The 26,108-nt window shown below is 53.0% G+C and carries 18 protein-coding genes; 14 read left to right on the top strand and 4 right to left on the bottom strand.

Features of this window, described 5'->3' with window-relative positions:
* The first annotated feature begins 11 nt into the window (after positions 1-11).
* Both JMG82_RS02295 and JMG82_RS02290 read left to right on the top strand, forming a co-directional pair.
* Positions 12-1,412: an MBL fold metallo-hydrolase RNA specificity domain-containing protein gene (locus tag JMG82_RS02295; RefSeq protein ID WP_201353325.1), complete on the top strand. Its 1,401-nt coding sequence runs from the start codon at positions 12-14 to the stop codon at positions 1,410-1,412.
* A gap of 103 nt (positions 1,413-1,515) precedes the next feature.
* The gene (locus tag JMG82_RS02290) at positions 1,516-3,171 is read left to right on the top strand and encodes a Na/Pi cotransporter family protein (RefSeq protein WP_201353324.1); all 1,656 of its coding nucleotides are present in this window, start codon (positions 1,516-1,518) and stop codon (positions 3,169-3,171) included.
* A gap of 12 nt (positions 3,172-3,183) precedes the next feature.
* On the opposite strand, the gene mgtE is transcribed toward JMG82_RS02290, so the two are convergent.
* From mgtE to JMG82_RS02275, 3 genes are all read right to left on the bottom strand, one after another.
* A complete protein-coding gene (gene mgtE / locus JMG82_RS02285; RefSeq protein WP_201353323.1) occupies positions 3,184-4,548 on the bottom strand; it encodes a magnesium transporter in 1,365 nt (454 codons plus the stop codon).
* 211 nt (positions 4,549-4,759) lie between these two features.
* Positions 4,760-5,941 carry an OmpA family protein gene (locus tag JMG82_RS02280; RefSeq protein ID WP_201353322.1) on the bottom strand — a complete coding sequence of 394 codons (1,182 nt, stop codon included), beginning with the start codon at positions 5,939-5,941 and terminating at the stop codon, positions 4,760-4,762.
* An 80-nt stretch (positions 5,942-6,021) separates the two neighbouring features.
* On the bottom strand, positions 6,022-6,957 hold the full coding sequence (locus tag JMG82_RS02275) for a magnesium transporter CorA family protein (protein WP_201353321.1): 936 nt from the start codon (positions 6,955-6,957) through the stop codon (positions 6,022-6,024).
* 271 nt (positions 6,958-7,228) lie between these two features.
* On the opposite strand from JMG82_RS02275, the gene JMG82_RS02270 reads away from it, so the two are divergent.
* From JMG82_RS02270 to glgP, 3 genes are all read left to right on the top strand, one after another.
* Positions 7,229-8,191, top strand: a complete 963-nt coding sequence (locus JMG82_RS02270) for an EI24 domain-containing protein (protein WP_201353320.1) — start codon at positions 7,229-7,231, stop codon at positions 8,189-8,191.
* Complete coding sequence (gene pgm / locus JMG82_RS02265; protein ID WP_201353319.1) at positions 8,184-9,818, top strand: phosphoglucomutase (alpha-D-glucose-1,6-bisphosphate-dependent); 1,635 nt, start codon at positions 8,184-8,186, stop codon at positions 9,816-9,818. The genes JMG82_RS02270 and pgm overlap by 8 nt, the downstream gene beginning before the upstream one ends.
* Before the next feature lie 249 nt (positions 9,819-10,067).
* Positions 10,068-11,774 carry an alpha-glucan family phosphorylase gene (gene glgP / locus JMG82_RS02260; protein ID WP_201353318.1) on the top strand — a complete coding sequence of 569 codons (1,707 nt, stop codon included), beginning with the start codon at positions 10,068-10,070 and terminating at the stop codon, positions 11,772-11,774.
* 77 nt (positions 11,775-11,851) lie between these two features.
* Here the strand turns inward: glgP and pyk are convergent, their stop codons facing one another.
* The gene (pyk, locus tag JMG82_RS02255) at positions 11,852-13,243 is read right to left on the bottom strand and encodes a pyruvate kinase (RefSeq protein WP_201353317.1); all 1,392 of its coding nucleotides are present in this window, start codon (positions 13,241-13,243) and stop codon (positions 11,852-11,854) included.
* A gap of 164 nt (positions 13,244-13,407) precedes the next feature.
* Here pyk and JMG82_RS02250 point away from each other — a divergent pair, with 164 nt between their 5' ends.
* The 9 genes from JMG82_RS02250 (at position 13,408) to glgB (ending at position 26,101) form a co-directional block, all read left to right on the top strand.
* Entirely contained in the window at positions 13,408-14,367 is a 960-nt protein-coding gene (locus JMG82_RS02250) for a 6-phosphofructokinase (protein WP_201353316.1), read from the top strand.
* A gap of 26 nt (positions 14,368-14,393) precedes the next feature.
* Complete coding sequence (locus JMG82_RS02245) at positions 14,394-14,672, top strand: isoamylase early set domain-containing protein (RefSeq protein ID WP_201353315.1); 279 nt, start codon at positions 14,394-14,396, stop codon at positions 14,670-14,672.
* 43 nt (positions 14,673-14,715) lie between these two features.
* Positions 14,716-17,232, top strand: a complete 2,517-nt coding sequence (locus JMG82_RS02240) for a sugar phosphate nucleotidyltransferase (RefSeq protein WP_201353314.1) — start codon at positions 14,716-14,718, stop codon at positions 17,230-17,232.
* A complete protein-coding gene (locus JMG82_RS02235) occupies positions 17,233-19,263 on the top strand; it encodes a glycoside hydrolase family 57 protein (RefSeq protein ID WP_201353313.1) in 2,031 nt (676 codons plus the stop codon).
* A gap of 53 nt (positions 19,264-19,316) precedes the next feature.
* A complete protein-coding gene (locus JMG82_RS02230; RefSeq protein ID WP_201353312.1) occupies positions 19,317-20,348 on the top strand; it encodes a galactose-1-phosphate uridylyltransferase in 1,032 nt (343 codons plus the stop codon).
* The gene (locus tag JMG82_RS02225) at positions 20,345-21,754 is read left to right on the top strand and encodes a glycogen synthase (RefSeq protein ID WP_201353311.1); all 1,410 of its coding nucleotides are present in this window, start codon (positions 20,345-20,347) and stop codon (positions 21,752-21,754) included. Before JMG82_RS02230 ends, JMG82_RS02225 begins: the two co-directional genes overlap by 4 nt.
* Positions 21,751-22,590: an ROK family protein gene (locus JMG82_RS02220; protein ID WP_201353310.1), complete on the top strand. Its 840-nt coding sequence runs from the start codon at positions 21,751-21,753 to the stop codon at positions 22,588-22,590. Before JMG82_RS02225 ends, JMG82_RS02220 begins: the two co-directional genes overlap by 4 nt.
* Before the next feature lie 34 nt (positions 22,591-22,624).
* Positions 22,625-24,112: a glycogen synthase GlgA gene (gene glgA, locus JMG82_RS02215; protein WP_201353309.1), complete on the top strand. Its 1,488-nt coding sequence runs from the start codon at positions 22,625-22,627 to the stop codon at positions 24,110-24,112.
* A 69-nt stretch (positions 24,113-24,181) separates the two neighbouring features.
* Positions 24,182-26,101: a 1,4-alpha-glucan branching protein GlgB gene (gene glgB, locus JMG82_RS02210; protein WP_201353308.1), complete on the top strand. Its 1,920-nt coding sequence runs from the start codon at positions 24,182-24,184 to the stop codon at positions 26,099-26,101.
* Positions 26,102-26,108 lie beyond the last annotated feature (7 nt).

Below are 26,108 nucleotides of genomic sequence, written 5' to 3'. Positions count from 1 at the left end.
GGAGGTGAAACATGGCCATCGTACAATCTTTCGGTGCGGCGGAGGAGGTGACAGGCTCCTGCCATCTTCTGAAGCTACGAAACGGTCTTCGTATTCTCATCGACTGCGGTATGTTCCAGGGAGAAGGGGAAGACGAGAAGAACCGGCAGCACTTCGGCTTCGACCCGAGGAAGGTCGACATACTTCTCATTACCCATGCGCATCTCGATCACGTGGGGCGTATTCCCAAACTCGTAAAAGAGGGATTTGATGGAATCATCGTAGCGACGAAGGCGACATTCGAACTGGCCCAGGTGGTGCTTTTCGACAGTGCCAAGCTGATGGAGGAGGAGTATCGCACACGTTACCGCAAAGCGCAGAGGCGCGGCGAAGAGAAGAGTGTACCAAAACCTCTCTATACGACCGAGGATGTGGAAGATACCTGGCTGCTGACCCATATCCGGGCCAAATACGACCGGCCTCTGAAGGTGGCAAAAGGGGTGAAGGTCATATTTCGCAACGCCGGCCACATTCTTGGTTCGGCGACAGTGGAAATACGGTTCAAGGAGGAGGGGAAGACCCATAAAGTGGTCTTCAGCGGTGATCTCGGCAACAGGGACGACCTGGTGATGCCGTATGTCGAAAACGTTCCGGAAGCGGATATGCTTTTTATCGAATCGACCTACGGCGACAGGAACCACAAGAATATGAAAGAGACGATTAAGGAGTTCAAAAAGGCGATCAGAAAGACACTGCTCAACCGTGGCAATGTCATCATTCCCTCCTTCGCGATCGAACGGACCCAGGAGGTGCTCTGCATCCTGAAGGATATGTACCGCGAGAGAGAACTTCCCCGCTGCAAAGTCTTTCTTGACTCCCCGATGGCGATCAAGGCGACCCATCTCTTCTCGAAGTTCCACCGCCAGCTGGGGCCTAAGTGCAATCTCTTCTACAAAGAGGACGGGGATGTTTTCGATTTTCCCTACCTCCGATTTACCTGTGATGTGGAGTCGTCGAAAAAGATCAACGAAATCGAACGGGGAGCCATCATCATCGCCGGGAGCGGCATGTGCACAGGCGGAAGGATTCTCCACCATTTCAAAAACAGGCTCTGGAACGAGCGCAACTGCGTCATTTTCGTCGGCTACCAGGCGGAAGGGACGCTGGGGCGGTATATTGTCGACGGGGTGAAATGGGTACGAATATACCGGGAGGAGATCCGCATCCGCGCGAAGATATACACGATCAACGGATTTTCGGCCCACGCGGATCAGCAGGATCTGATCGACTGGATTGCCCATATCAAGAAACTGGGCAAAATCTGCCTGGTTCACGGAGAACGGGAAAAGCAGAGCGTTTTCAAAAAAGCGATTCGCGAAAAAGTGGGAAAAAGAGCCCATATCGTCAGGCCGAAAGAGAAGATCTATCTGTGAATATGGCGCCGCGTGCTGAGCTCTTTGCCGCAGAAAATCCCGATCGGCAGGAGTGCACCTTCGGCGCTTCAACCAAAGAGGTGGAGTAAGAAGGACCTGAAGGATGGAAAGCCTTAAAATATGGATCGAAGCCTTTTCCGGTCTGGGACTTTTCCTTTTTGGAATGATCTATCTTGAGAGCCAGATACGGCTCTCGGCGGGACGGGCGTTTCGGCGCTGGATACGCTTCGCCACGGGGACGCGGTTTCGCAGCTTTTTGGCGGGACTGTTTGCCACGGCCCTGTTTCAGAGTTCCTCGGTGGTGACTCTGATGGCCATCTCTCTCATCGGTGCGGGGCTGATGAGCCTCGAACACGCTATTGCCGTTATCTTCGGAGCCAATATCGGAACCACCGTGACGGCATGGATCGTGGGGTTCGTCGGTTTCAAGATGGATATAAAGATCCTCTCCTACGCATTCATTGGGATCGGGGGATTGGCCAGCATATTTCTGGAAGAGGGGACGCGTACAAGAAGTCTCTTCAATGCGATGGTCGGGTTCGGCCTCATCTTCCTCGGACTTGAAGGGATGAAAGAGAGTTTTTCGCTTTTTGCGGAAGATTTCGATATCGGCGCCCACCGTTTCGCCCATCTTGGCTGGTATGCGCTGATGGGGCTGGGTGTCACGGCGCTGATCCAGTCGAGCTCCGCATCCATCGCCATCGTGCAGAGTGCACTTTTTGCCCATATCATCGGTTTCGAGGCGGCGGCAGCCTTTGTCATCGGCTCAAATGTCGGGACGACGGTAACCGCGATACTCGGTGCCGTGGGCGGGTCTCCCGACAAGAAGAGAACGGCACTGGCTCATTTTCTCTTCAACGTCTCCACAGGCATCGTCGCACTGCTGGCCATCGGACCGCTTTTGAAGATGACGGAGGCGATTTGGCCGGGTTCGGATCCTGTCATCCGCATCGCACTCTTCCATTCGCTTTTCAACGTGCTGGGTGTGGCGATGTGGTACCCCCTCATTCCGTTTCTGACTGCCTTCATGAAACGATTTTTCAAAAAAGAGAAGGCCCATGTCACCCACTATATCCACAATGTCTCCGCAGACCTGCCGGAAGTGGCGCGGGATGCGCTTTTCAAAGAGATTCTCCATCTTGCCGAGGAGGTGGAGAATTTTGCCCTGCTGGCTGTCAACACACCTCCGCAGAAGGTGCTTGCAGAACATCTTCCCATTGACAAACTGCTGGATACCTACGATGAAAACATGACCCTCTCCTATGCCCGTCTCTACGCCCATATCCGGCGTCTCGAAGGGGAGATACTCCGTTTCATCACAGAACTATCCGGCAAGCGGGCGGATGAGAGATTTCAGGCCGACCTCGACCGCATGGCACGGACGACCGCCTATCTTGCCACCGCGGCCAAATCGATCAAAGATATGCTTCACGACATCGATCGGTGGTACGACGAGGACAATCGGGAGGGGAGTCTCTTTCTGCGAAATCTGCGGTATCAGATCATCAAGAGTGTGCGGGCATTTCACGGCGCTTTCAAAGATGGGGAGAGAGAGTCGTTCGAGGAGATGGAGCGTTTTTATAAAAGAATCGCCCAATCCTATCGAAACAGTATGCAGATCATAGGGGAGATCGCCAAAAACCGCTCGATCGCTTCGGAGATGACGACCATCGCCATCAACGATCTGCATCTGAGCAAAAGTTTTTCGAAATCGCTCCGCAACGCGGTCCGGGAGTGGATGAAGGGGGTTCCCGAATGACGAAGAAGGACGCTACAGCAGGATCATCGTCGCGAGGCCCAGGAAACTGAAAAAACCGACAACATCGGTAACGGTAGTCAGAAGCACCGTCGATCCGACCGCCGGGTCGATGCCAAGTCCTTTGAGAACGAGAGGTATCGTGGCTCCGAAAAATCCGGCTGCGAGAAGATTGATGACCATGGAGAGGGCGATGACGAGTCCAAGCATCGGCATGTTGAACCATATCCATGCGATAAGGCCCATTACGACCGCGTAGACAAGACCGTTGCCCAGCGAAAGAAGCACCTCTTTTGTGATAACCTTTTTCGCTTCGGTCGGATCGATGTCACCAAGTGCGAGCTGACGGACGGTTACGGTCAGCGACTGAGTGCCCGCATTGCCTCCCATCGATGCAACGATGGGCATCAAAACGGCAAGCGCCACGATCGACTGGATCGTCGAATCGAAAAGTCCGATCACAATCGATGCCGCGATGGCCGTGACGAGGTTGATACCGAGCCAGATGGCGCGGGTTTTCCCCGCTTCGATGATGTTTTCGCTCTCTTCGGACTCTTCCTGAACCCCTGCCATGCCGTAGATCTGGTCGGTTGCCTGCTTCTCCATCAGGTCGTAGATGTCGTCGGCCGTGATACGTCCGAGCAAGATACCGAACTCGTCAGTGACAGGGATCACGTTCATGTTGTAGTTACCGGCCAGTTCGATTACCTTGTCGATCGCATCCTTTGGATGAACGGCCACTGTCAGCACACCTTCGAGGTCGATGATGTTGCGATAGATTTCGCCGGGTCCGTGGAGTACCAGATCCTCCATGGGCATCATGCCCAGAAACCGCTCCTTGCTGTCGACGATGAAGACATGGTAGGCGTTGTCAATCTCCCCCCGGCTTTTCAACTCTTTGAGACGTTTGATCGATTCGCCGACCGTTTCGTCCACGTAGGCCTTGAAGAGTTCGGTCTGCATATAGGCACCCGCTTCGTTCTCATCGTAACTGATGAGTTCTCGGATGACCTTACTCTCCTCTTCGTTGATTTCCTCGAGGACCTCTTCGGCTTTCTCCTCGTCCATCTCCTCGATCTGCTGGACAATATCGGCTGCATCGTCGGTATCCATCTCTTCGATGATTTCGGCGAGCTCCTTGGCGTCGATCGCTTCGAGGGCATCCCCCTGGGCATTTTTGGAAAGTTCGGAGAGCACCTCCGCTTTGAGGTCTTCGGGGAGTGATTTCAGAAGTTCAAGGAATCGGGTTTTGTTGAGATTGCGGGCCTCTTCGAGGAGTTCGGCGGTTTCATACGCCTGGGCACTTTCATCCATGCCCTCCCGAAAGAGGTTGATGCGGCGTTCTATCTCGAGGGCGAGATCATCGATATTGCGTTCCATGCCAGACCTCCTGGAATCTCTGCCGGCCAACCGGTTTGATGGGCGCATTGTACATGACAGAACCTCTTAATCGGTTGAAATAGAGACGTTCGTGCGCTTCGAAGAAAAAAATAGAATTTCCGAAAAAAGATGAAATGTTGAGAAAAGTTGCATGAAAAAAAAGTGCGGAAAGAAGCGTTGATCCTCCGCCGGGAAGCGGAGGAGAGATCGGTTACTGGCCTTTTCCGGGAACCAGTACGACTTCGACACGTCGGTTTTTCGCGCGTCCCTCTTCCGTATCGTTCGGAGCTATTGGCTTGGTTTCGCCATAGGCTTTGACCGTGAGGCGGGAAGCGTCGATACCGCGCTCGACAAGAGCTTTCTTGACGGCTTCGGCACGACGTTTGGAAAGCTTCATATTGTAATCAGCCGGTCCCGTGCTGTCCGTGTGTCCTTCAATAACCGCGGTTACCTTCGGATGTTTTTTCAAAAATTCCGCAATGCGGTCGACATCCATCGTTTCCTGGGCCGGAATTTTGGCCGAATCGAACGGGAAGTTCAGGTGGAGCGTCACCCCAATGGTACAACCTTTTGCATCGACATGGAAATTCGGCGGTGTGTTCGGACACTGGTCGATGTAATCGGGCACCCCGTCTTTGTCCGTATCGAGCGGACAACCGTTTTCATCGACCTGATTCGTTTTGCTGTTGGGGCAGTTGTCCAGAACGTCGATAACACCGTCGCCGTCGCTGTCTTTAGTGTCGGGACAGCCGTTTTCATCAACGATCGTGCCGGCCGGCGTGTGGGGACACTTGTCTTTTGTATCGATGACTCCGTCACCGTCACTGTCAAGGGAGGTCAGTGGTGCCGCGGCAGCGACCGGTGCCGCGGCAGCCGGTGTGCCAAACGGTATCATGAAACCGGCTACATAGGCTAGCGTGTTGCCGCCGTCGTCGAAACGGATAACATCTTTCACTTCCGCGCGCAGATTGAGCCATTCGTTGACGGCATATTTGAGACCTGCTCCAATGGCACCGACACCGCCGTCATCAAGCTGGCCGTTTGTCCAGTTTTCGTAACCGACCCCAGCGAGAAGATAGGGGCGCAGGCTCTCGCTCTGGTCTTTGAAATGGTAGAGGTAGTTTGCGAACACCTGGTTGCCATAGGTGTCGCCTGTTCCTTCGTTTTTGTCGAGGTCCACATTGTTGATGAAGTCATACTCGACTTCGAGGCCGTGTGTGTCGCCTTCGATCAATCCGAGGCGTGCACCGAGTGTCCATGCATCGTCGATCCACTCTTTGTTGAGGGGGCTGTATCCACCGCCCGTTACGGTTACGGAGTTTGTGTAATCCTGCGCCATCATGCTGCTTGCCGCAGCGATGCTCAGGAGTACCATTCCAAGTCTCTTTGTCATTCTTACTCTCCTTTAAAAGTCAATGATGGTGCGAGTATACATAAAAAGCCATTAAAATTGAATAAATGCTGTTATTTCCATCAGATCCATCTCTTCTTTTTGAGCCACTGGAAGATCAGGTAGGCGATTGCCAGGTTGAGCCCCCAGACGAACAGGTAGCCGTATTTCCAGTCCAGTTCCGGCATATGCCTGAAATTCATTCCGTAGTTTCCGACGATAAATGTCAGCGGCAGGAAGATCAGTGAGATGGCCGCAAGTCGCTGCATCGCCTGGTTCATGCGGTTGCTCAAAAAGCCCATCAGCAGCGTCTGAAGATAACCCGTTCTGTCGAGATAGGTTTTCGATTCGTTGATGAGAAAGGAGAGATGTTCTTTGAGGTCGATGAATTCGTATTTCAGCTTTTTACGGATGTTGATCGGAAAATGGTTGATGATTTTGTTGACGATATCGTTGTGCTGCACCGAAAGTTTGCCGATACGGTTGAGTGTTCGCCTGGCGAAATAGAGGTTTTTCTGAACCTCCTGCTCGTCCAGCGATTCGTCGAATATCCTGTCTTCGATCTCTTCGAGGCGGTCATCGATCATATCGACGATGCCCATGGTATGGTCGACCATGATGTCGATGACCGAGTACATGATATATTCCAGCGAATCGGCCGGCTTGTAGCGGCGGTAGAGTTTGTTGGTGATGGTTTTGATCAGTTTCTGCTCTTTGGCGAGAAAGATGAATTTCTTTTCGCTCATGATGATCACCACGTTGTGGGCATGGAAGAGGAGATCGTCTTCGGGATCCTTTTGAAAGTACTTGAGAATGGCGAGTTTGAACTGGTTGTTCTCCTCGTAGGTGACACTCTGGTCTTCATTGGTGATATCTTCGATGAAGCTTTCCGGAAAATTGTGGCTTTTAAGCCATTCGATGATATCTTCGTTGTCGAGGGTCGTGAAGATGATCTGTTTTTTGTTCTCATCAAGCAGAATCTCATCTTTTTTGTAGAGTCTGTCCGAAAAGATATACATGATGCACTCTCCGTTCACTTTTCGTTTCCGGATATGGTACTACAATTTTTCGGAAAGTAGGCCGAAAGCCAAAAATAAAACTTTATGCTTTTATTTGCTAAACTCATTCCAAACAGCCAATCATTCACAGGAACCGGCTTTTCGGTATTTTTAAACGCTTTGTGAAGGGCCGGGAAGAATATTTCAACAAAAAAGGTGCCAAAACGGCTTTCTCTCCTGTGTAAAAAGATGTGCTGGAATGCCCAAAAACATGGCCAGAAGGAGTTATTGGATGAAACAGGTGAACAGCTATCTGCTGCGCAGTATCAACGATATACTGAGATGGAACGTGTTGCGTTTCGCTCTTCTGATCGGTCTGCCGCTCATGGGTCTGTGGGTCTGGCTCAGTATGAGCCTCTGGGACTATGCCGTCGCGATCGCTTCGATCATCATAGGCTGGGTACCCTTTTCGATCGTCAAAGCCAACGGCGCGCTGTTCATCATCTTCTTTCTCTGGTTTGTCGGTGTGCTCGCCTCGTTCGCCGCGATGACCGTCCTTGTGGGCCCGCCACTTCTTAGAAAATTCAAACAGAAGACCTATTATATCTACACATTCACGTTACTTCTTCTATTTTCGACTCTCTGGGCCCTTGTAATATTGGTAAAATGGCAATACATATTCGACGAAATCCAGAAACTACTGACACTGCTTCCTTTCCAGACCGTCGCCGACGCGTTCGCCTGGCTTCTGGCTTTCTATTTCTTTTATAATGCCTATATCCTGACGCTTTTTCTGATCATTTCGGTTTTTAGAAAACCTTTCCTCGAAAAGATCCGTTTGAGCGACTATCCCAATGTAACGATTCAAGAAGGCGGCATCAGCAAAAAGCATCATGGCCGTGTCATGCTTGACATGACAGTTTTCGTGATTCTCTCCATCATCGCTTTTCCGATTCTTTTCATTCCGATCGCCAATGTCTTCATGCAGATCTTTCTCTGGTCGTGGCTCTACAGGGAATCCTACTTCCTGAGTACCTGCAACCTCTACTGCGAGGAGGAGGATTATCAGCATCTTCGGCACCATCGCTTCATGATCTGGAGCATCGCCGTTTTGACGTCGCTTTTCAATTTTCTTCCCGTCATCAACATCTTTGCGCCTTTCTTCGCGCAGATCATGTTTTTCCACTGGATCATGGAACACAAAACGCTGAAAAGGGCAACCATCGACACGAAGGAGGAGACAACTCATGATTGACACACTGGCCGGACAGCCGGTCCCGAAAGAGAGAATCATCAACCTGCCGCGACTTCTGAGCGACTATTTCCTTCTCGCTCCCGATGCTTCGGAAGTGACCCAGCGTGTCGCGTTCGGAACGTCGGGCCATCGCGGCAGCGCCATGAAAAAGAGTTTCAACGAGGCACATGTACTCGCCATTACGCAGGCGGTCTGCGAATACAGGAAAGCGCAGGGGTACGAGGGGCCGCTGTATATGGGGATGGATTCCCATGCACTTTCGACGCCGGCGCAGATGACGGCTCTGCGTGTCTGTGCCGCCAACGGCGTCAACGTGCGTATCGCCTCCGACAATGAGTATACGCCCACACCGCTGGTATCGTTCGCTATCCTGGAACACAACAAGAACTCGTCCGACATCGCCGATGGCATCGTCATCACGCCTTCCCACAACCCTCCGGAAGATGGGGGATTCAAATACAACCCACCCAACGGAGGACCGGCGGACACCGATGTGACGGCCGTGGTGGAAAAGCGTGCCAACGAGATTCTCGCGGGGAGATTGGCGGAGGTGAAGGCACTCTCCTACGAAGAGGCGCTGGCCTCATCGTATGTGCAGACGTACGATTTCATCACCCCCTATGTCAAAGCACTGCGAAAGATCGTCGATATGGACGCCATCAAGGCATCCGGCCTAAGACTCGCGGCCGACCCTCTAGGTGGTTCGGCGCTGGGGGTCTACAAAAAGATCAAAGAGCATTACGGACTCGATATGGATATCGTCAATCCGTGGATCGATCCCACTTTCTCCTTTATGACCCTCGATCATGACGGAAAGATCCGCATGGACTGCTCCTCACCCTGGGCGATGGCTTCCCTGGTTCGCCTGAAAGAGTCCTACGACCTGGCTTTCGGCAACGATACCGACGCGGATCGGCACGGTATTGTCACTCCGGTCGGGGGGCTCATGAATCCCAATCATTATCTGAGTGTCGCCATCTGGTATCTTTTCAAGCACCGTACCTCCTGGCCCGAAAATCTCAAGATCGGAAAAACTCTCGTCTCGAGTTCGATGATCGACCGTATCGCCGCCGATCTTGGCAAAGAGGTCTACGAGGTGCCGGTGGGTTTCAAATGGTTCGTCGAGGGTCTTTATGAAGGGTGGCTCGGTTTTGGCGGTGAAGAGAGTGCGGGTGCTTCCTTCCTCCGATTCGACGGGAACGTCTGGTCGACCGACAAGGACGGCATCATTCTCAATCTGCTCGCCGCGGAGATCAAAGCGGTGACGGGCCGGGATCCGGCGGAGATCTATGCGGAGTTCGAAGAGAGGTTCGGGAAATCCTATTACGCGCGCATCGACGCACCGGCCACTGCGGAACAGAAGGCAAAACTCAAAACGCTGCGGCCCGAAGATATCGAAGCCGATGAACTGGCAGGCGAAAAGATCGTAAACATCTTTACCAATGCACCCGGCAACGGGGCGCCGATCGGAGGTCTCAAACTGGTGACCAAGAACGGATGGGTCGCCATGCGACCTTCCGGTACGGAGGATATTTACAAAATCTACGCGGAGAGTTTTCTTTCAAAAGAGCACCTGGCGAAAATCCAGCAATCCGCCCAGCAGATCGTTACACGGCTTATCGGATAGAGGAGCATTTTATCGGGAAAAAAAGGAAGAATCGGAGTGTAACGACCCGAAAAAATTGCCGATATAGACAATGATGGAATTTTTATGAATTTCAACGGCAGCGATTTTTCCGAAAAATCAAGGGAAAATCATTGTATACTAGAATCTGTCGACTCTGCAAAGAATAAGCGGCTGCGCTGCCCGAAAGCCCGAAAGGCTCTCAGCGTGCCGGAACAGATCGGATGAAAAAAAAGCAAAGGATACAAAAAGATGAGCAAAGAACTGTTTCCCTATGTGATTGACGAGCACTTCAAAACAAAAGTGGCCTATTTTTCCATGGAGTTCGCGATCGATCAGTCACTCAAGACCTACTCCGGGGGTCTCGGATTTCTCGCCGGATCGCACATGCGAAGCGCCAACGACAAACGTCAGCATACGCTGGGTATCGGCATGCTCTGGAGTTACGGCTATTACGATCAAGGAAGACACGAAGACAACACTCTCAAGATCGATTTCAGGAGGAAATTCTACTATTTCCTTCAAGAGACCGGAATCGTCGTCGAAGTGATGATCAACGGCAAACCGGTCAAAGTGAAAGCCTACCTGCTTCCGGCCGATACATTCCGTTCCGCCCCGGTCATTCTGCTGACGACCGATATTTTCGAAAACGACTATCTTTCCAGAACCATCAGCCACAAACTCTACGATCCCAACGAAGAGACGCGGATAGCACAGGAGATTGTCCTTGGAATCGGCGGTGTGAAAGTGCTGGACGCAATGGGCATCGATATCGATATCTACCACATGAACGAAGGGCATGCGCTGCCGATGGTCTTCGAACTGATGAAAAAGTATCCCGAGTTCGAAGAGCTGAAGAAACATGTTGTCTTCACGACCCATACGCCCGAGATGGCGGGCAACGAGGTTCACAATGTCCACTTTCTCGGCAGAATGGGATTTTTCAACGATTTTTCCGTCGAAGAGGTACAGAAGAAACTCGACTACTATGACGAAAACTTCTCTCTGACCGTCGGTGCATTGAAGACTTCGAAGCGGGCCAACGCCGTTTCGAAGATTCATGAAAAAGTGGCCAACGAAATGTGGAAGGATGTACCGGGAAAATGCGAGATTATCAGCATCACCAATGCACAGAACATGCGATACTGGGCCGACAAGCAGCTGCTGAGCTGGATGCTCGAACATGAAGATTACCAGCTGGTGGGCCGAAAGAAGCATCTCAAGCACATTCTTTTCGAGGAGGTGGCGGACCAGACAGGAAAACTCTTCGATCCCGATATTCTGACACTGGTCTGGGCGCGACGCTTCGCCGAATACAAACGTCCCTGGCTGTTGACGTACGATATGGAGCGTTTCAGGGCCCTGATTACGAATACAGACCGGCCTATCCAGATCATCTGGGCGGGTAAGCCCTTTCCGCTCGACTACAGGGCGGTGTCGATGTTCAACGACCTGATTCTGATGTCCAAAGAGTTTAAAAACGTGGCGGTGCTCACAGGGTATGAGCTTCGCCTTTCCAAAATGCTCAAACAGGGTTCCGACGTCTGGCTCAATACACCCAGGTGGGGGCGCGAGGCGAGCGGTACCAGCGGCATGAGTGCGGGCATCAACGGTTCGGTCCACTTCTCCATCGCCGACGGATGGCATGCCGAGTTCCAGAAAGACGGTGTCAACTCCTTCACGATTCCCCATGCCGATCCCACGCTGCCGGTCGAAGAGCAGGACAGACACGATTACCTGGCGATGATGGAAAAACTCGAAAACGTGATTCTTCCGATGTATTACGAGAATCAGAAAGAGTGGATCACCATCGTCAAAAACGGGATGAACGATATTCACGGCTATTTCACCTCGTCCCGCATGGTGGTCGAATATTACGAAAAGCTCTACAACTTCAAACCCTACGAGCCGAAGCGGCTTTCGGACCGTCTTATGAAAGAGCACCAGCCTCTTACATAAAAGCACTTACCGTGACCGCTGTTTTGCAATCGGGGCGGCCGCTTCGATTGTGATGCTGCTGCGGCGAGCTTCAAAGATTACGAATTTCTGTCTTCCCTTCGAATGTAGCGGATACTTTTCCCCATGGAAATCTGTTCGCCAAGATATCCTGTCACCAGCAAAAACGCATCGGGGTCCGCTCCATGATGCGCCAGAAGCGTTTCGACCATCTCCTGTTCGGTGTGGAAACTCGCGTGGTCTATCGTCACGGCACCCTCCACACCCCAGACCAGTGCCGTTTTGTTGATGAGGGAAGGATCGGTCGTTATCGCGAAGAGGCTCTCTTTGGGGCGGTATTTGCTAAGATGGAGCATCGTATAGCCCGAAAGTGTCAGCGCCGCGATGAAGTCGCAGGATACTATCTGCGCGAGCGAGGCGGCGGCGTGGGGAAACGCCTCGCCCGGACGGGTTTCGAACGATTTGTAATAGGGGTAGAACTCCTGCGTCTGCAGAATGGTCGCAACCAGTGTATCGACCGCTTCGTACGGGTAGTGTCCTGCGGCGGTTTCGTCCGAGAGCATAACGGCGTCGGTGCCGTCGAAAACGGCATTGGCGATGTCGGAAACTTCCGCACGGGTCGGGTAGGGGGAGTTGACCATCGAAGTGAGCATCTGGGTGGCCGTGATGACCGGTTTGCCCTTCTTGTTGCACTTTTTGATGATGTTTTTCTGAAGAACAGGCACTCTGGAAAGACCGGCTTCGGCTCCCAGGTCGCCTCTTGCCACCATGATGCCGTCACTTTCGTCGATGATCGTGTCGATATTTTCCACCGCCGCCGTCCGTTCGATTTTGGAGATGATCCAGGCCGTTCCGCCCGCTTCACGCTGGATCTTTCTCGCCTCTATCACATCTTTTTCACTGCTGACAAAAGAGATGGCCACGAAATCGACACCCTCACTGGCACCGAAACGTATGTCCTCCCTGTCCTTGTCGGTGAGTGCGTGGAGCGTAATGTCCGCTTTCGGGAAGTTGACTCCCTTGCCTTCCATCAGGCGTCCCGGTGTCAGGACCTCGAGCACGACCCCGTCGTCTCTTTTTTGCAAAACCCTTGTCTGGACGGTACCGTCGGCGAAGAAGATCTCGTCGTTTTCTTTCAGATCCTCGACAATGCCGGGAAAACTGATGGTAAAGGCGTCCTTTCCGGCTTCCTTGGCGAGGAAGAGGTGGTCGCCTTTGTTCACTTCCACAGGCTCCTCCATCCCGCGGATACGGATTTTGGGGCCGCAAATATCCTGCAGAATACCGACGATCCTCTTCTTCTCACGGGCGATGGAACGGATCATGCCGATCGTCTCTTTGTGTTCCGAATGGGTTCCGTAGGAAAAGTTGAGTCGGAAGACATCGACCCCGTGTTCGATCAGTGAAGCGATCGATTCGGGATTGTTGGTCGATGGCCCGACAGTGGCGACGATTTTTACTTTCGGTTTCATCTTTTTCCTTTGAATTCGTTCTTTTTAGAGAGTACATGATAACATAAAGAGCCGACATGAAGGCTTGGAGTCCGGTCATTGAATTGTAACGGTTTCACGATACTTTAACATGATATACAGTATCATCGTTTCAAGTTGGTTATCATGAAATTGAAGGAGAGTGAATGGCGTTGGCGATTATGTGTTCGGGAGGCGACGCTCCCGGAATGAATGCGGCGGTCAAAAAATTCGTTGATTACGCATTCGACAAGAAGGAGACGCCCTATCTTATCTATGACGGACTGGAGGGATTGATTGACGGTAAGATCAAAAAGGCCGATTATAAAGATGTAGCAGGCATCCTGCACCGCGGAGGATCGGTGATACGCTCCTCGAGATCGAAACGTTTCTACGAATACGATTACCGAAAGCAGGCATACGAGAATCTCAAAAAGTTCAATATCGACGGCCTGGTGGTACTGGGAGGAGACGGATCTTTTAGGGCGATGGATCGTTTCAGCGAAGATTTTCCCGTCAATTTCGTGGGTATTCCCACCACGATCGACAACGATATCTACGGGACGGAGTACTGTTTGGGGGTCGATACGGCTCTTAATACGATCAGGGATGCTCTTGACAAGATTTACGACACCGCATCGACTTTCAACAGGGCGTTTGTCGTGGAAGTGATGGGTCGCGACTGCGGCTACCTGGCGGCGATTTCCGCCATCAGCTCCGGTGCGGAAATCTGCATCATCCCGGAAGTCGATTTCTATCTGCCCACGATCGAGAACAAACTGGTCAGAGAGGTCGAGAATGGCAGGCGGTATGTCCTGGCGATTGTGGCCGAAGGGACGAAGATGACGGCAAAAGTGGCTGAATGGCTCGAAAAAAAGCTCGGAATGGATACCCGCGTGACGATTCTTGGGCACATTCAGCGAGGCGGTGTTCCGACCACGTTCGACAGGATGATGGGATTTGAATTCGCGGTGCATGCGGTGGAGCATCTCTGCCGGACGAAAGAGTCCAACAAAGTAGTCGTCTGGAACAAGGGCGAATTCGGACTGATCGACATCGATACGGTCGTCAATAACAAAAACCAGGTCAATCCGCATCATCTCGCGATGCTGAATGTCCTTGACTGAACCAAACCAAATCAAAGGAGAACAACATGGTCAAAATTACAAAAAAAGGGAAGAAAGCGTGGGTTACATTCACGGCACCGGTCAACGAATGCGAAACGATCGCCATCAAGGGAAGCTGGAACGACTGGGAGCCGGAGCCGTTGAAACGGAAAAAGAACGGCGAGTACTATATCACGAAGGTCCTGCCGGTGGGAGAGTCCTTCGAGTTCGGCTATCTGGTCGACGAGAGTGACTGGATTACCGATCATGATCTTCCAAAGACAGAGAGCCCCTTTGGAAGTAAAAATTCAGTTTTGGAGTTGTAAAATTTATAAATAGAGATTAATTCATTTATCAAAGGATTCAATAATGTCCAAAAGAATCAAAGCGGTCATGATGGCTGGAGGATTCGGAACACGTATCCAGCCGCTGACCCATTCCATACCCAAGCCGATGCTGCCCGTTGTCAATCTGCCGATGATGGAGCATACGCTCAACAAGCTCGTTGAAACGGGTATCGATGAAATTGTCATTTTGCTCTATTACAAGCCGGAAGTGATCAAAAACCATTTCGGTGACGGCAGCAACTGGGGGGTGAAAATTCACTACGTTCTGCCGGATGACGATTACGGAACGGCGGGCGCCGTCGGTTTCGGCCGGGAGTATCTTGACACCACTTTCATGATCGTCAGCGGCGACCTCGTGACCGACTTTGATTTCAAAAAGATTTTCGATTATCACGAAAAGAAAAACTCGAAACTCACCATTACCCTCACCTCTGTGGAGAATCCTCTGCAGTTTGGTGTCGTCATCGCAAGCGAAGACGGGAAGATCGAGAAGTTTCTGGAGAAACCGAGCTGGGGAGAGGTCTTCAGCGACACGATCAATACGGGTATCTACATCATCGAACCGGAGATTCTCGACTACATTCCGGTCGGAGAAAACTTCGACTTCGCCAAAGACCTTTTCCCTCTGCTGATGAAAGAGGGAATCGACCTGATGGGATACAACGCGGTCGGATACTGGCGCGACGTGGGAAATCCCGACAGTTACAGGGAAGTGCACGACGACATTCTCAATGAGAGACTCGTTTTCAAAATCCCCGGCCGGAAGGTGGCCTATCCCGACGGGACGCTCTACTTGACGGGAGAGAGCGAAATCGACGAGTCGGTGGAAATCATCGGCAATGTCGTGGTTGGAAAGAATGTCAAAATCGGCAGGGGATCGAAGCTCAACAATGTCGTGATCGGAGACAATGTAACACTGGGCGAAGAGTGCCAGATACGCAATTCTGTTTTCTGGCACGATATCGAGATCGGCAAGAAATTCATTCTCGACAACGGTGTGATCTGCAACAACAACCGCATCGACGACAATGTCACCGCCAAGGCGGGACTCATTCTCGCCGAAGGATGTACGATCGGCAAACTCGCCAAAATCGAGCAGGATGTCACGATCTGGCCCGACAAGGAGATCGAACCCGCCGCCATCGTCAATCGAAACGTGGTCTGGGGCAGCAGATACAAAAATTCGATCTTTGAATACGGCAGCGTGATCGGCAAATCGAATGTCGAACTCAGCTGTGAAATGGCGACGAAACTGGCGGAAGCCTACGCGGCCCAACTGCCTTCTGGGACGACGATCATGGTGGGACGCGATCACGACAAGAGTTCCCGTATGATCAAAAGGGCCTTTCTCGGGGGACTGCTTTCGGCGGGTATCAATGTGATCGATCTCAAAAGCCTTCCTCCCTCCGTTGTTCGTTATGCGATCGCCCAGAACCAGAATATCGTCGGAGGTGCCTATGTCCGGCGCAATCTCTACGACCCGACATCGACGGAGATCAATTTTTACAATGAAGACGGCCTGCGCATCGACAACAATACGGCCAAATCGATCGAAAAGGCTTTTTTCAACGAAAAATTCCGACGGGTCGAATTTACCAAAATCGGGACGATACATGAAAGTTTGAACTGGGAAGAGTGTCACGATTACCGCACCGCCATCGAACTGACGATCGATCAGAAGATACTCCGTTCAAGAAATGTACGCATCGCTGTTGATTTGATGCATGGCATTACCGCCGATATCTTTCCGAAGATTTTGAGCGACATCGGACTGGACAACATCACCCTCAATGCCCATCCCGAGACGCGGAGCATGAGCAGTCTTCAGCATGTGCTCAACAAGACGAAAAAAGATTTGACCACAATCGTCCCTTCGCTGGGACTCGATGCTGGTTTTGCCATCTTTTCGGGCGGGCAGAGGGTGGCACTGGTCTGCGACAAGGGGAATTTTTTCGACAAGATCGAGGGGCTTTCGATCGTTCTGTACCTGCTGAACCTGGAAGCGAAGTCGCAGAATCGCAAAATGAAGGTCTTTTTGCCCACCTGGGCGCCCGACATGGTCGCTTTCGAGCATCTTGTTATCGAGCGGGGCGTCTACAGCAATTTCAAAGCGGAAAAACTTCGGGAATACGATCTGATCGCCACGATCGACGGAAATTTCGCTTTTACCCAGTTTACCCTCCACAGGGATGCGATGTTCGCCACACTGAAAATCGTCGAGATGCTCATACGCCACGATATCAAACTCTCCGAAATCGGGAAGGAGATTCACCCCTTCTTCTACAAAATGGATAAAATTCCCTGCCCGCAGGCCAAGAAGGGCAAAATGATGAGAAAATTCATCGAGATAGCCAAGGGCAAGAAACACTCCACCGTCGACGGTGTCAAAATCTGGGAAAGCGATACAGACTGGATTTTGATGATTCCCGATACCTATGGAGATTATCTTAATCTCTATCTGCAGGCCAGGGACAACGATGCGGGCGAAGCGCTCTATGAAAAGTATACCGGACTGATCAAAGAGTGGATGAACGAGTAGATGGCCCTCTCTCTCAGCATCTTCTGGCATATGCATCAGCCCGACTACCGCAATGCGGAAGGGAAGATGGGTATGCCGTGGGTATTTCTGCACGCCATAAAAGATTACTACGAAATGCCGTGGCTACTCTCACGCTACCCCTCATTGAAAGCGACATTCAATATAACGCCGCCGCTGATCGAGCAGCTGCGTCTCTACATCCAAAATGGCATCGAGTGCGATCTTTTTTTGACACTCTGGAGCAAGGAACCGCGGGATCTGAGCAGTGACGAGCGCGCCTATGTGATGAAAATCTGCAACTCGACCCAGTTCGATACGATGGTCAAACCGTTTCACCGCTATGTGGAGCTTTTCAAACGGGACGATCTCAACGATATCGAATTCATCGAGCTGGAAGTTCTTTTCATGCTCGCCTGGTGCGGCAACTATCTCAGGCATAACGATGCCACGGTAGATCGCCTGCTCAAAAAGGGGAGCGGGTACACTTCGGCGGACAAGCGGGAACTTCTTGAGACCCTGATGCGGTTTCTTCCGACGATTCTTCCCTTCTACCGCTCGTTGATGGAAAAGGGGCAGATTTCGCTGGCGACGACTCCCTTCAACCATCCGATCCTTCCGCTGCTGATCGACATGAGCAATGCGCAACGCTCCAATCCGAAGACGAAGATACCGCCCAACCACTTTCCAATGGTCGATGACGCGAAAGAGCAGGTGCGCCGTGCCATCGCGCTCTACGAGGAGGTTTTTGGATGCAGACCGACCGGTTTCTGGCCGGCCGAAGGGGCGGTGGATGAAAAAAGCGCCGAGATCTACAAAGACAACGGTGTGCAATGGATCGCCACCGACGAAGCGATCCTCTTCAAATCGATCGGAAGCGACAACCGTGACGAACTCTACCGGCGATACGCTTTTAACGATCTGTTCATCGCCTTTAGAGACCACGGCCTAAGCGATCTGATTGGGTTCACCTATCGCTTCTGGGAAGGAGACCGAGCGGCCGGCGATTTCCTCGACCATCTTCGAAAAATCGACGAAAAAGGCGAAAATGCGGCCGTTTCTGTCATTCTCGATGGCGAGAATGCCTGGGAATTCTACCCCAATAACGCCTTCGACTTCTTCGATGCCCTCTACCGCAAACTGAGCCAGACCCCCTGGTGCTCCACCGTAACGATGGACGAACTGGCCAGAACACACGAAAGGAGGTTGGAAACACTCCACCCCGGCTCCTGGATTTACGGCACGTTCGACACCTGGGTCGGGCACCCCGAAAAAAATGCGGCGTGGGAGCTCATCTATCAGACCAAAAGCGACTATCTCAACCACAGACAGAGGCTTCAGGAGGATGTGCGAAAGAAGATAACCGACCACTTTCTGGCAGCCGAGTGTTCCGACTGGTTCTGGTGGTACGGGGAGGATCACTACACCGATTACTCGGAAGAGTTTGACGCCCTTTTCAGGTCGCATCTGATCGAAATATACAGCCTAATGGATGTGCCCCCTCCTGCCGTGCTTTTCAAGCCGATCACGGGGGACAAAAAAAATCTCCATGCGCTGGTCAACGAGCCGAAATTCCCGATTCATCCGACCATCGACGGCCGGGTTACCTCCTTTTTCGAATGGCTCGGAAGCGGCATGATCGACGAGTCGCGCCTCTTTTCGACAATGGACAAGGTACGCGGTCCCATCACGAAGATCTACTGGGGGGAAGATATCGACACCCTCTACATCCGTCTTGATGGAGAGATGGAGAGGCTCAAGAAAAGCGGCACGATCCGCATCTATGTCAAAGGGCTCGAAAGGTCGATCGACATCGATCTTCGCAATCCGCCGAAAGAGGGGGGACTCGTGACGGCGGCCATCGACAGAATCGTCGAAATCGGCATCAGAAAACGGCTCCATTTTCATGACATGGAGAGTATCCGCTTGCGCCTTGAAGTCCTTGTCGACAGGGAGGTGGTCCAGGTGCTTCCGGGTGTCTCGGAATTGGTGGTCGACCTGAACGAAGACTACTCCGAACACTGGTTCGTATGAGAGAAGGGGGATCGTTTTGAGAAAGACAATCGCAAAGATGGAAGGAACTTCGAATGTCTGAAATGCGCTACGATCTGCTCCATGACGAGTATGCCCTGATCGCGCCGGAGCGGCTGCACAAACCCGACTGCTACAAATCTCCCGTCCGAACCGAAGAGACAAAAAAGAGATGCCCTTTCTGCGAAGGACACGAGTCGATGACGCCGCCCGAAATTTTCGCCCTCCGGGAGAATGAGCCCAACACCCCGGGTTGGAAAACCCGTGTCGTGCCGAATCTCTACAAAGCGGTCCAGATCGAAGCGGCCTGGGAAAGCAGGGAAGCGGGTATCTACCAGGCATGGGAAGGTCTGGGCGCCCATGAGGTGATCATAGACACCCCGCGCCACCTGACCCGGATGGACCGGTGGAGCCACGATGAATATTTCAACTGGCTCTTTACCCTTCGTTCCCGCATCAACGATCTGAAAAACGACTTCCGCCTCGTCTATTTTTCGATCTTCAAAAACCATGGCCACTACGCGGGCGCGACGCAGTCGCATCCCCATACCCAACTCATCGCGCTGCCGGTGGTTCCCAAACGCAAACTCGATCAACTTGAGCGCGCCCACCGCTACTTTCTCGAACGGCGCCACAACATTTTCGAAAGCGTGCTGTCGCAGGAACTGCACGACAGAGAGCGAATCGTCATCGAAAGCGACCATTTTGTCGTTCTCTGCCCCTTCGCTTCGACCTTCGCCTTCGAAGTGGTGATCCTGGGAAGGGAGAATACGGAGTCGCTGATCGCCCTCAACGATGCGAAACTTCGGGACCTCTCCGATGTTCTGAAACAAACCGTGGAAGCACTCTATGTGGAACTGGGGGATTTTGATTTCAATATCACCTTCAACACGCCGCCCGTGCAGAAAAACATCGTGACGGAACCGTTTTTCGAAACGCTTCCGCAGATGTGGCGGTTCGCACTGCGGATCGTTCCGAGACTCTTCAGGCTCGGGGGTTTCGAATTCGGAAGCGGTGTTCATATCAACCCCGTACCACCCGAAGATGCGGCTTACCTTCTTCGGAGTGTCGTCGAAGGCAAAGCATGAAACTCCTTTTCGCCGCCGCCGAAATGTTTCCTTTTGCCAAGAGCGGGGGATTGGCCGATATCGCCCACGCGCTTCCCAAGGCCCTTGCCAACAAGATAGAGGTGACGGCGGTCATGCCCCTCTACCGTTTCGTGGACAGGGAGCGCTACGGTATCGAACCCACCGGCGAACACTTCACGTTCCAAATCGGCGGGGCGACCCGGACGGCCGAAATTTTTTCGGCCATTCATGACGGGGTTTTGCACCTTTTCGTCTACAACGAAGCGCTCAGTGACAAAGAGGGTATCTACGGGCCGCCGGGCGGCTGCTACCCGGACAACGATATCCGGTTCGCGCTCTTTTGCCACGCCGTTGCGGAGCTTTCGAAACGTCTTGGTGTGCATATCGTTCATCTCAACGACTGGCACACGGCACTCGCGGCGCCGCTGTTAAAAGAGAGAGGCATCGCCGCCAAAACCGTCTATACAATCCACAATCTCGCCTACCAGGGAATCTTTCCCGCGGAGTCACTGGCCGGTATCGGGCTCTCCCCCCACCATTTCACGATGAAGGATATGGAGTTCTACGGGGCGATCAACTGGATGAAGGGTGGCATACGCCACAGTGACCTCGTTACGACGGTGAGTCCCAGTTACGCCCTCGAGATTCAGCGGGCGGAGTATGGATGCGGACTCGACGGTTTTATTTGCGAACACCGCCACAAACTGTACGGCATCCTCAACGGCATCGACGAAGCCTTCTACGATCCCTCATCCGATCCCGCCCTTCCTTTTCACTTCTCAAAAAAACGGCTTCTCAACAAGAAAAGGTGCAAAAAAGCCTACCTGGAAGAAATCGATATAAACAAATATGAATTTCCGCTTTTCGTTTTCATCGGCCGTTTCGTCGAGCAAAAAGGGCTCGACTGGATCATCGAAGCGATCGATACGATCGGGGAAATGCCGCTTTTTCTCTCCATTCTCGGTTCCGGCGATGCCCGTTACCATGCACTTCTCGAAGAGGCGGCGAAACGCCACGAAAGAATAGTTGTCCGTTTCGGTTACGATGAAACACTCTCCCACCGGATGTACGCCGCCGCCGATTTTCTCCTGATGCCTTCGCTGTTCGAACCCTGCGGCCTCAACCAGATGATCGCGATGCGGTACGGCACGATTCCCGTCGTGCATCGGGTCGGAGGACTGCGCGATACGGTCCATGCATGGCACGCGAAAGAACCGCTCTGCGGGAAAGGGATCTTTTTCGAAGAGTCCGACGCAACCGCGATGGTTTCGGCGATGAAGGAGGCACTGGATCTGTACGCGAAGAAGCCACGTTTCAACCGGGTGAGGAGCTTCGACATGGTGTGTGACTTTTCGATCCGAAAATGTGCCGAACACTACCTCTCGCTCTATCGGAGACTGGTATGAGCCGGCTTGCGATCGACATCGGGGGCACGCATCTTCGGTACGAACTGGTCGGGGAAGGCAGAGAAACTTGCGGAATCCTTCCCAGCAAAAAGACGGAGATCTCCCTCTTCATCGAGTCGATGCTCAAAAGCCATCCCGGCATCGATGCCGTCGCCGTCTCTTTTGCCGGACAGGTGCATGATGGGGTGATCCTCTCGGCACCGAACATAGAGGTCAGAAGGCCGGATTTGCGGGACTACTTCGAAACCGCCTACGGCATCCCCCTGCGGATAGAGAACGATCTCAACTGCGCCGCGCTGGCCGAATCGGTCTACTGGAAGGAGGGGCACCTCGTGGCCCTCTATTCGGGCACCGGCCTAGGAAGCGGCATCGTGGAGCGGGGCGAGATATGCCATGGATTCCGCAGCCTCGCAGGGGAGATCGGGCATGTTCCTTACCGTAAAGCGCCGTTTGCCTGCGGATGCGGAAAGGATAACTGTCTTGAACTTTACGCTTCCGGCGCCGGCATCGGCAAGTGGATGCGCCACTTCGGATGCGACGGCTCGCCCGATTTGAAGAGGTTCTATCATGCAAAGGACGATTCCTGCCGTCAGGTCGCAATCCACTATATCGAGGCGCTTCTGCACGCGTCGGCGACACTTGTCACTCTGCTCAATCCGAAGATTCTCGTTCTAGGCGGCGGCGTCGTATCGCACAACCCTTTTCTTCTGCCGATTGTCAGAAAGAAAATAACCGAGTTTGCGCTCTTAACGTCGTGCGATGGTCTCAACATAGAGATGACCCGTATTGAAAACGCCTCTTTGGAAGGAGCGAAGCTGTTGTTGGATACAATGTAATAAGAGTACAGGAGTAAACTTTTAAAGGAATGAAATGAATCAAGCGCTGAACATACTTTTCACCGCCTCCGAAGTTGTCCCTTTCGCCAAGACGGGCGGGCTGGCCGATGTGGCGGGAGCGCTGCCCAAAGCGCTCGCGAGACTGGGACACAACGTCATCGTCGTCATGCCACGTTACTACTCGATCGACAAGAGCAAGCTGGAGCATGTTCCCGGACCGCTTGGAGTGCCGATGGGGGCGATGGGGGAGCTGTGGGCCGGCGTCTACAAGGATACGCTGCCCGGCAGCGACGTACCGGTCTATTTCATCGATTTCGAGCGGTTCTTCGGACGCTCAGGCCTCTACGCCGACGAGAACGGATTCAGCTATCCCGACAACGACAACCGTTTCATCTTTTTGAGCAAAGCCGCCTTTCAGCTCTGTAAGAAACTCGCGTTCAGGCCCGACATCATCCACGCCCACGACTGGCATACGGCAGCCCAGCCGGTTTTGAGAAACACCCGTTTCGCCTTCGACGATGAGTTCAGGAATGCCGCTACGGTTCTGACCATTCACAATCTGCAGCACCAGGGACAGTTTTTCAAAGGCGTGATGGACGTGATGGAGGTGGGCTGGGAACACTTCAATCCCCACGAGCTCGAAGCGATGGACGGTGTCAACATTCTCAAAGGGGGCATCGCCCATGCCGATGCCGTCACGACCGTCAGCCGAAAATATGCCCACGAAATACGCACGCCCGAGTTCGGGTTCGGCCTCGACGGCCATATCCGGGCGCATGCGCACAAACTCTACGGCATTCTCAACGGAGTCGATTACGAGGAGTGGAGCCCGGATATCGACCCCTATATCGCCAAACGGTACGATCTGGACGATATGAGCGGCAAGGCGCTCTGCAAAGCCGACATGCAGGAGCGTTTCAACCTCCCTGTCTGGGACGATGTCCCCCTTATCGGGTTTGTCGGACGATTCGCCGAACAGAAGGGGATAGGACTCATCGCCGGCACGATCGAAGGATTGTTGCATCTGAACCTGCAGATGGTCATGCTGGGGACAGGGGAGAAGTGGGCCGAAGGCTTCTTCAGCGACATCGCCCGTCGCTATCCCGACCGTTTCGCATGCCATGTCGGCTACTCCAACAAACTGGCCCACATCATCGAAGCGGGAAGCGATCTCTTTTTGATGCCTTCTTTGTTCGAACCCTGCGGGCTCAACCAGATCTACTCCCTGCGGTACGGCACACTGCCGATCGTCCGTGCCACCGGGGGACTGGACGACACGATCCAGAACTACGATCCGGCGACCAAAACGGGCAACGGATTCAAATTCGACTGGGCGACCAACGATGCCCTCTACCATACGGTGAAGTGGGCGGCCGACACCTACCGGTACGACAGAGACGCCTACACGATCATGCAGCGCACGGCGATGCAGGCACGGTTCGACTGGGAACGTGCGGCAAAACAGTATGAAGATCTCTACTATCACACGCTCTATGCGCGGCGGGTAGCGGACTATCGGTGACATGAAGAGAGAGGCACCCGGGCTGGAAGAAGATTTCCGGCGAAAGCCATCCAAGCAAGGAGAAAGAGGATGAAACATGCAATACACTACGACGTCACGCGATTGAGCGAGATGGATATCTATCTCTTTAAGGAGGGCACCCATGTCAAACTCTACGACAAATTCGGTTCCCACTTTATGGAGAGAGAGGGTGTGCCCGGCGTCTATTTCGCCGTCTGGGCGCCCAATGCCGCGATGGTCAGCGTCATCGGGGATTTCAACGGCTATGACGCCGCCGCCCATCCCCTGAAACTGCGGGAGGATGAGTCGGGCATCTGGGAGGGTTTCATCGACAACGTCGGAATCGGAGAAACCTACAAATACCATATTGTCTCGAAGATGGACGGCAGAACCTTCGAAAAAGCCGATCCCTACGCCAAATATGCCGAAAAACCGCCGAACTCTGCCTCCCGTATCTGGGAAATAGAGGACTATCGGTGGAACGACGAGAGCTGGATGGATCTGCGCAAAGAGAAAAACGCCCATGACAAGCCCATCTGTATCTACGAAGTGCATCTTGGGTCGTGGCGGCGGAAGGTCGAAGAGGGCAACCGTCCCCTCACCTACATCGAGGCCGCTGAGGAGCTCGCGCGCTATCTCGTCGATATGAACTACACCCATGTGGAGATCATGCCGATCACAGAACACCCCTTCGAAGGTTCCTGGGGGTACCAGGTGACGGGCTATTTCGCCCCGACTGCGCGCTACGGCACACCCCAGGAGTTCATGCAGTTTGTCGACATCCTGCACCAACACGGCATCGGGGTCATCATGGACTGGGTACCGTCGCATTTCGTCACCGACGGGCACGGTCTGATCAATTTCGATGGCACCTGCCTCTACGAACATATGGATCCCCGGCTGGGATACCACCCTGAATGGAAGAGTGCCATCTTCAACTACGGCCGCAACGAAGTGAGAGCCTTTTTGATCTCCAGCGCCATGTATTGGCTCGAAAAATACCATATCGACGGCATACGTGTCGATGCCGTCGCCTCCATGCTCTATCTCGATTACGCCAGAAACGAGGGAGAGTGGATACCCAACAAATACGGCGGCAATGAAAACCTCGAAGCGATCGAATTTCTCAAGCAGCTCAACGAAACGGTCTACGGCGAACACGGGGATATCATCATGGTGGCGGAGGAGTCGACCGCCTATCCGATGGTGACCAGACCCGTCTATGCCGGCGGCCTGGGTTTCGGTTTCAAATGGAACATGGGATGGATGCACGACACCCTCAAATATTTCAAACTCGACCCCATCTACCGGCAGCACCATCACCATCAGATCACTTTCAGCATGTGGTATGCCTTCGACGAAAACTTCGTTCTTCCCCTCAGCCACGACGAAGTGGTGCATATGAAAGGCTCGCTCATCCGCAAAATGCCAGGAGACGACAACCAGAAATACGCCAACCTCAGGGCGCTTTTTGCCTATATGACGGCCCATCCTGGCAAGAAGCTGCTCTTCATGGGGGGCGAGTTCGCCCAGTGGGCCGAGTGGAACTACAAGCAGAGCCTCGACTGGCACCTGCTCGAAAACCCGTGCCATCGGGGCATACAGCGACTCGTGAGCGATCTCAACGCCCTCTACAAAAGCGAACGGGCCCTTCATCTTTATGACGAAAAACACGCCGGTTTCGAGTGGATCGACGATACCGATTACCAGCACAATGTCCTGGCGTTTCTTCGAAAGAGCGACATCGAAGAGGAGACGATCCTGGTGGTCTGCAACTTCGCCGACACCGTCTATAACCACTATCGGATCGGCATACCGATACCGGGACGGTGGCAGGAGATCTTCAATTCCCAGTACCGGCACTACGAGGGGTGGGACATCACCAATCCGCATCCGATCGAAACGGAGCAGATCGAGTGTCACGGCCGTAAATATTCGCTGCAGCTTCGCCTCCCGCCGCTGGGTGTCTGCTTTTTCAAGCTGGTGTAACGGCGAA

Source organism: Hydrogenimonas urashimensis (genome assembly GCF_016593255.1).
In the GTDB taxonomy this organism is placed as follows: domain Bacteria; phylum Campylobacterota; class Campylobacteria; order Campylobacterales; family Hydrogenimonadaceae; genus Hydrogenimonas; species Hydrogenimonas urashimensis.
Note: the sequence above shows the minus strand (reverse complement) of the source record. Positions and strands in the feature narration are given on the sequence as shown.

Coding starts and splice junctions, on each gene's coding strand:
- JMG82_RS02295 (WP_201353325.1), top strand. CDS start 12: ATGGCCATCGTACAATCTTTCGGTGCGGCGGAGGAGGTGACAGGCTCC.
- JMG82_RS02290 (WP_201353324.1), top strand. CDS start 1,516: ATGGAAAGCCTTAAAATATGGATCGAAGCCTTTTCCGGTCTGGGACTT.
- mgtE (WP_201353323.1), bottom strand. CDS start 4,548: ATGGAACGCAATATCGATGATCTCGCCCTCGAGATAGAACGCCGCATC.
- JMG82_RS02280 (WP_201353322.1), bottom strand. CDS start 5,941: ATGACAAAGAGACTTGGAATGGTACTCCTGAGCATCGCTGCGGCAAGC.
- JMG82_RS02275 (WP_201353321.1), bottom strand. CDS start 6,957: ATGTATATCTTTTCGGACAGACTCTACAAAAAAGATGAGATTCTGCTT.
- JMG82_RS02270 (WP_201353320.1), top strand. CDS start 7,229: ATGAAACAGGTGAACAGCTATCTGCTGCGCAGTATCAACGATATACTG.
- pgm (WP_201353319.1), top strand. CDS start 8,184: ATGATTGACACACTGGCCGGACAGCCGGTCCCGAAAGAGAGAATCATC.
- glgP (WP_201353318.1), top strand. CDS start 10,068: ATGAGCAAAGAACTGTTTCCCTATGTGATTGACGAGCACTTCAAAACA.
- pyk (WP_201353317.1), bottom strand. CDS start 13,243: ATGAAACCGAAAGTAAAAATCGTCGCCACTGTCGGGCCATCGACCAAC.
- JMG82_RS02250 (WP_201353316.1), top strand. CDS start 13,408: ATGGCGTTGGCGATTATGTGTTCGGGAGGCGACGCTCCCGGAATGAAT.
- JMG82_RS02245 (WP_201353315.1), top strand. CDS start 14,394: ATGGTCAAAATTACAAAAAAAGGGAAGAAAGCGTGGGTTACATTCACG.
- JMG82_RS02240 (WP_201353314.1), top strand. CDS start 14,716: ATGTCCAAAAGAATCAAAGCGGTCATGATGGCTGGAGGATTCGGAACA.
- JMG82_RS02235 (WP_201353313.1), top strand. CDS start 17,233: ATGGCCCTCTCTCTCAGCATCTTCTGGCATATGCATCAGCCCGACTAC.
- JMG82_RS02230 (WP_201353312.1), top strand. CDS start 19,317: ATGTCTGAAATGCGCTACGATCTGCTCCATGACGAGTATGCCCTGATC.
- JMG82_RS02225 (WP_201353311.1), top strand. CDS start 20,345: ATGAAACTCCTTTTCGCCGCCGCCGAAATGTTTCCTTTTGCCAAGAGC.
- JMG82_RS02220 (WP_201353310.1), top strand. CDS start 21,751: ATGAGCCGGCTTGCGATCGACATCGGGGGCACGCATCTTCGGTACGAA.
- glgA (WP_201353309.1), top strand. CDS start 22,625: ATGAATCAAGCGCTGAACATACTTTTCACCGCCTCCGAAGTTGTCCCT.
- glgB (WP_201353308.1), top strand. CDS start 24,182: ATGAAACATGCAATACACTACGACGTCACGCGATTGAGCGAGATGGAT.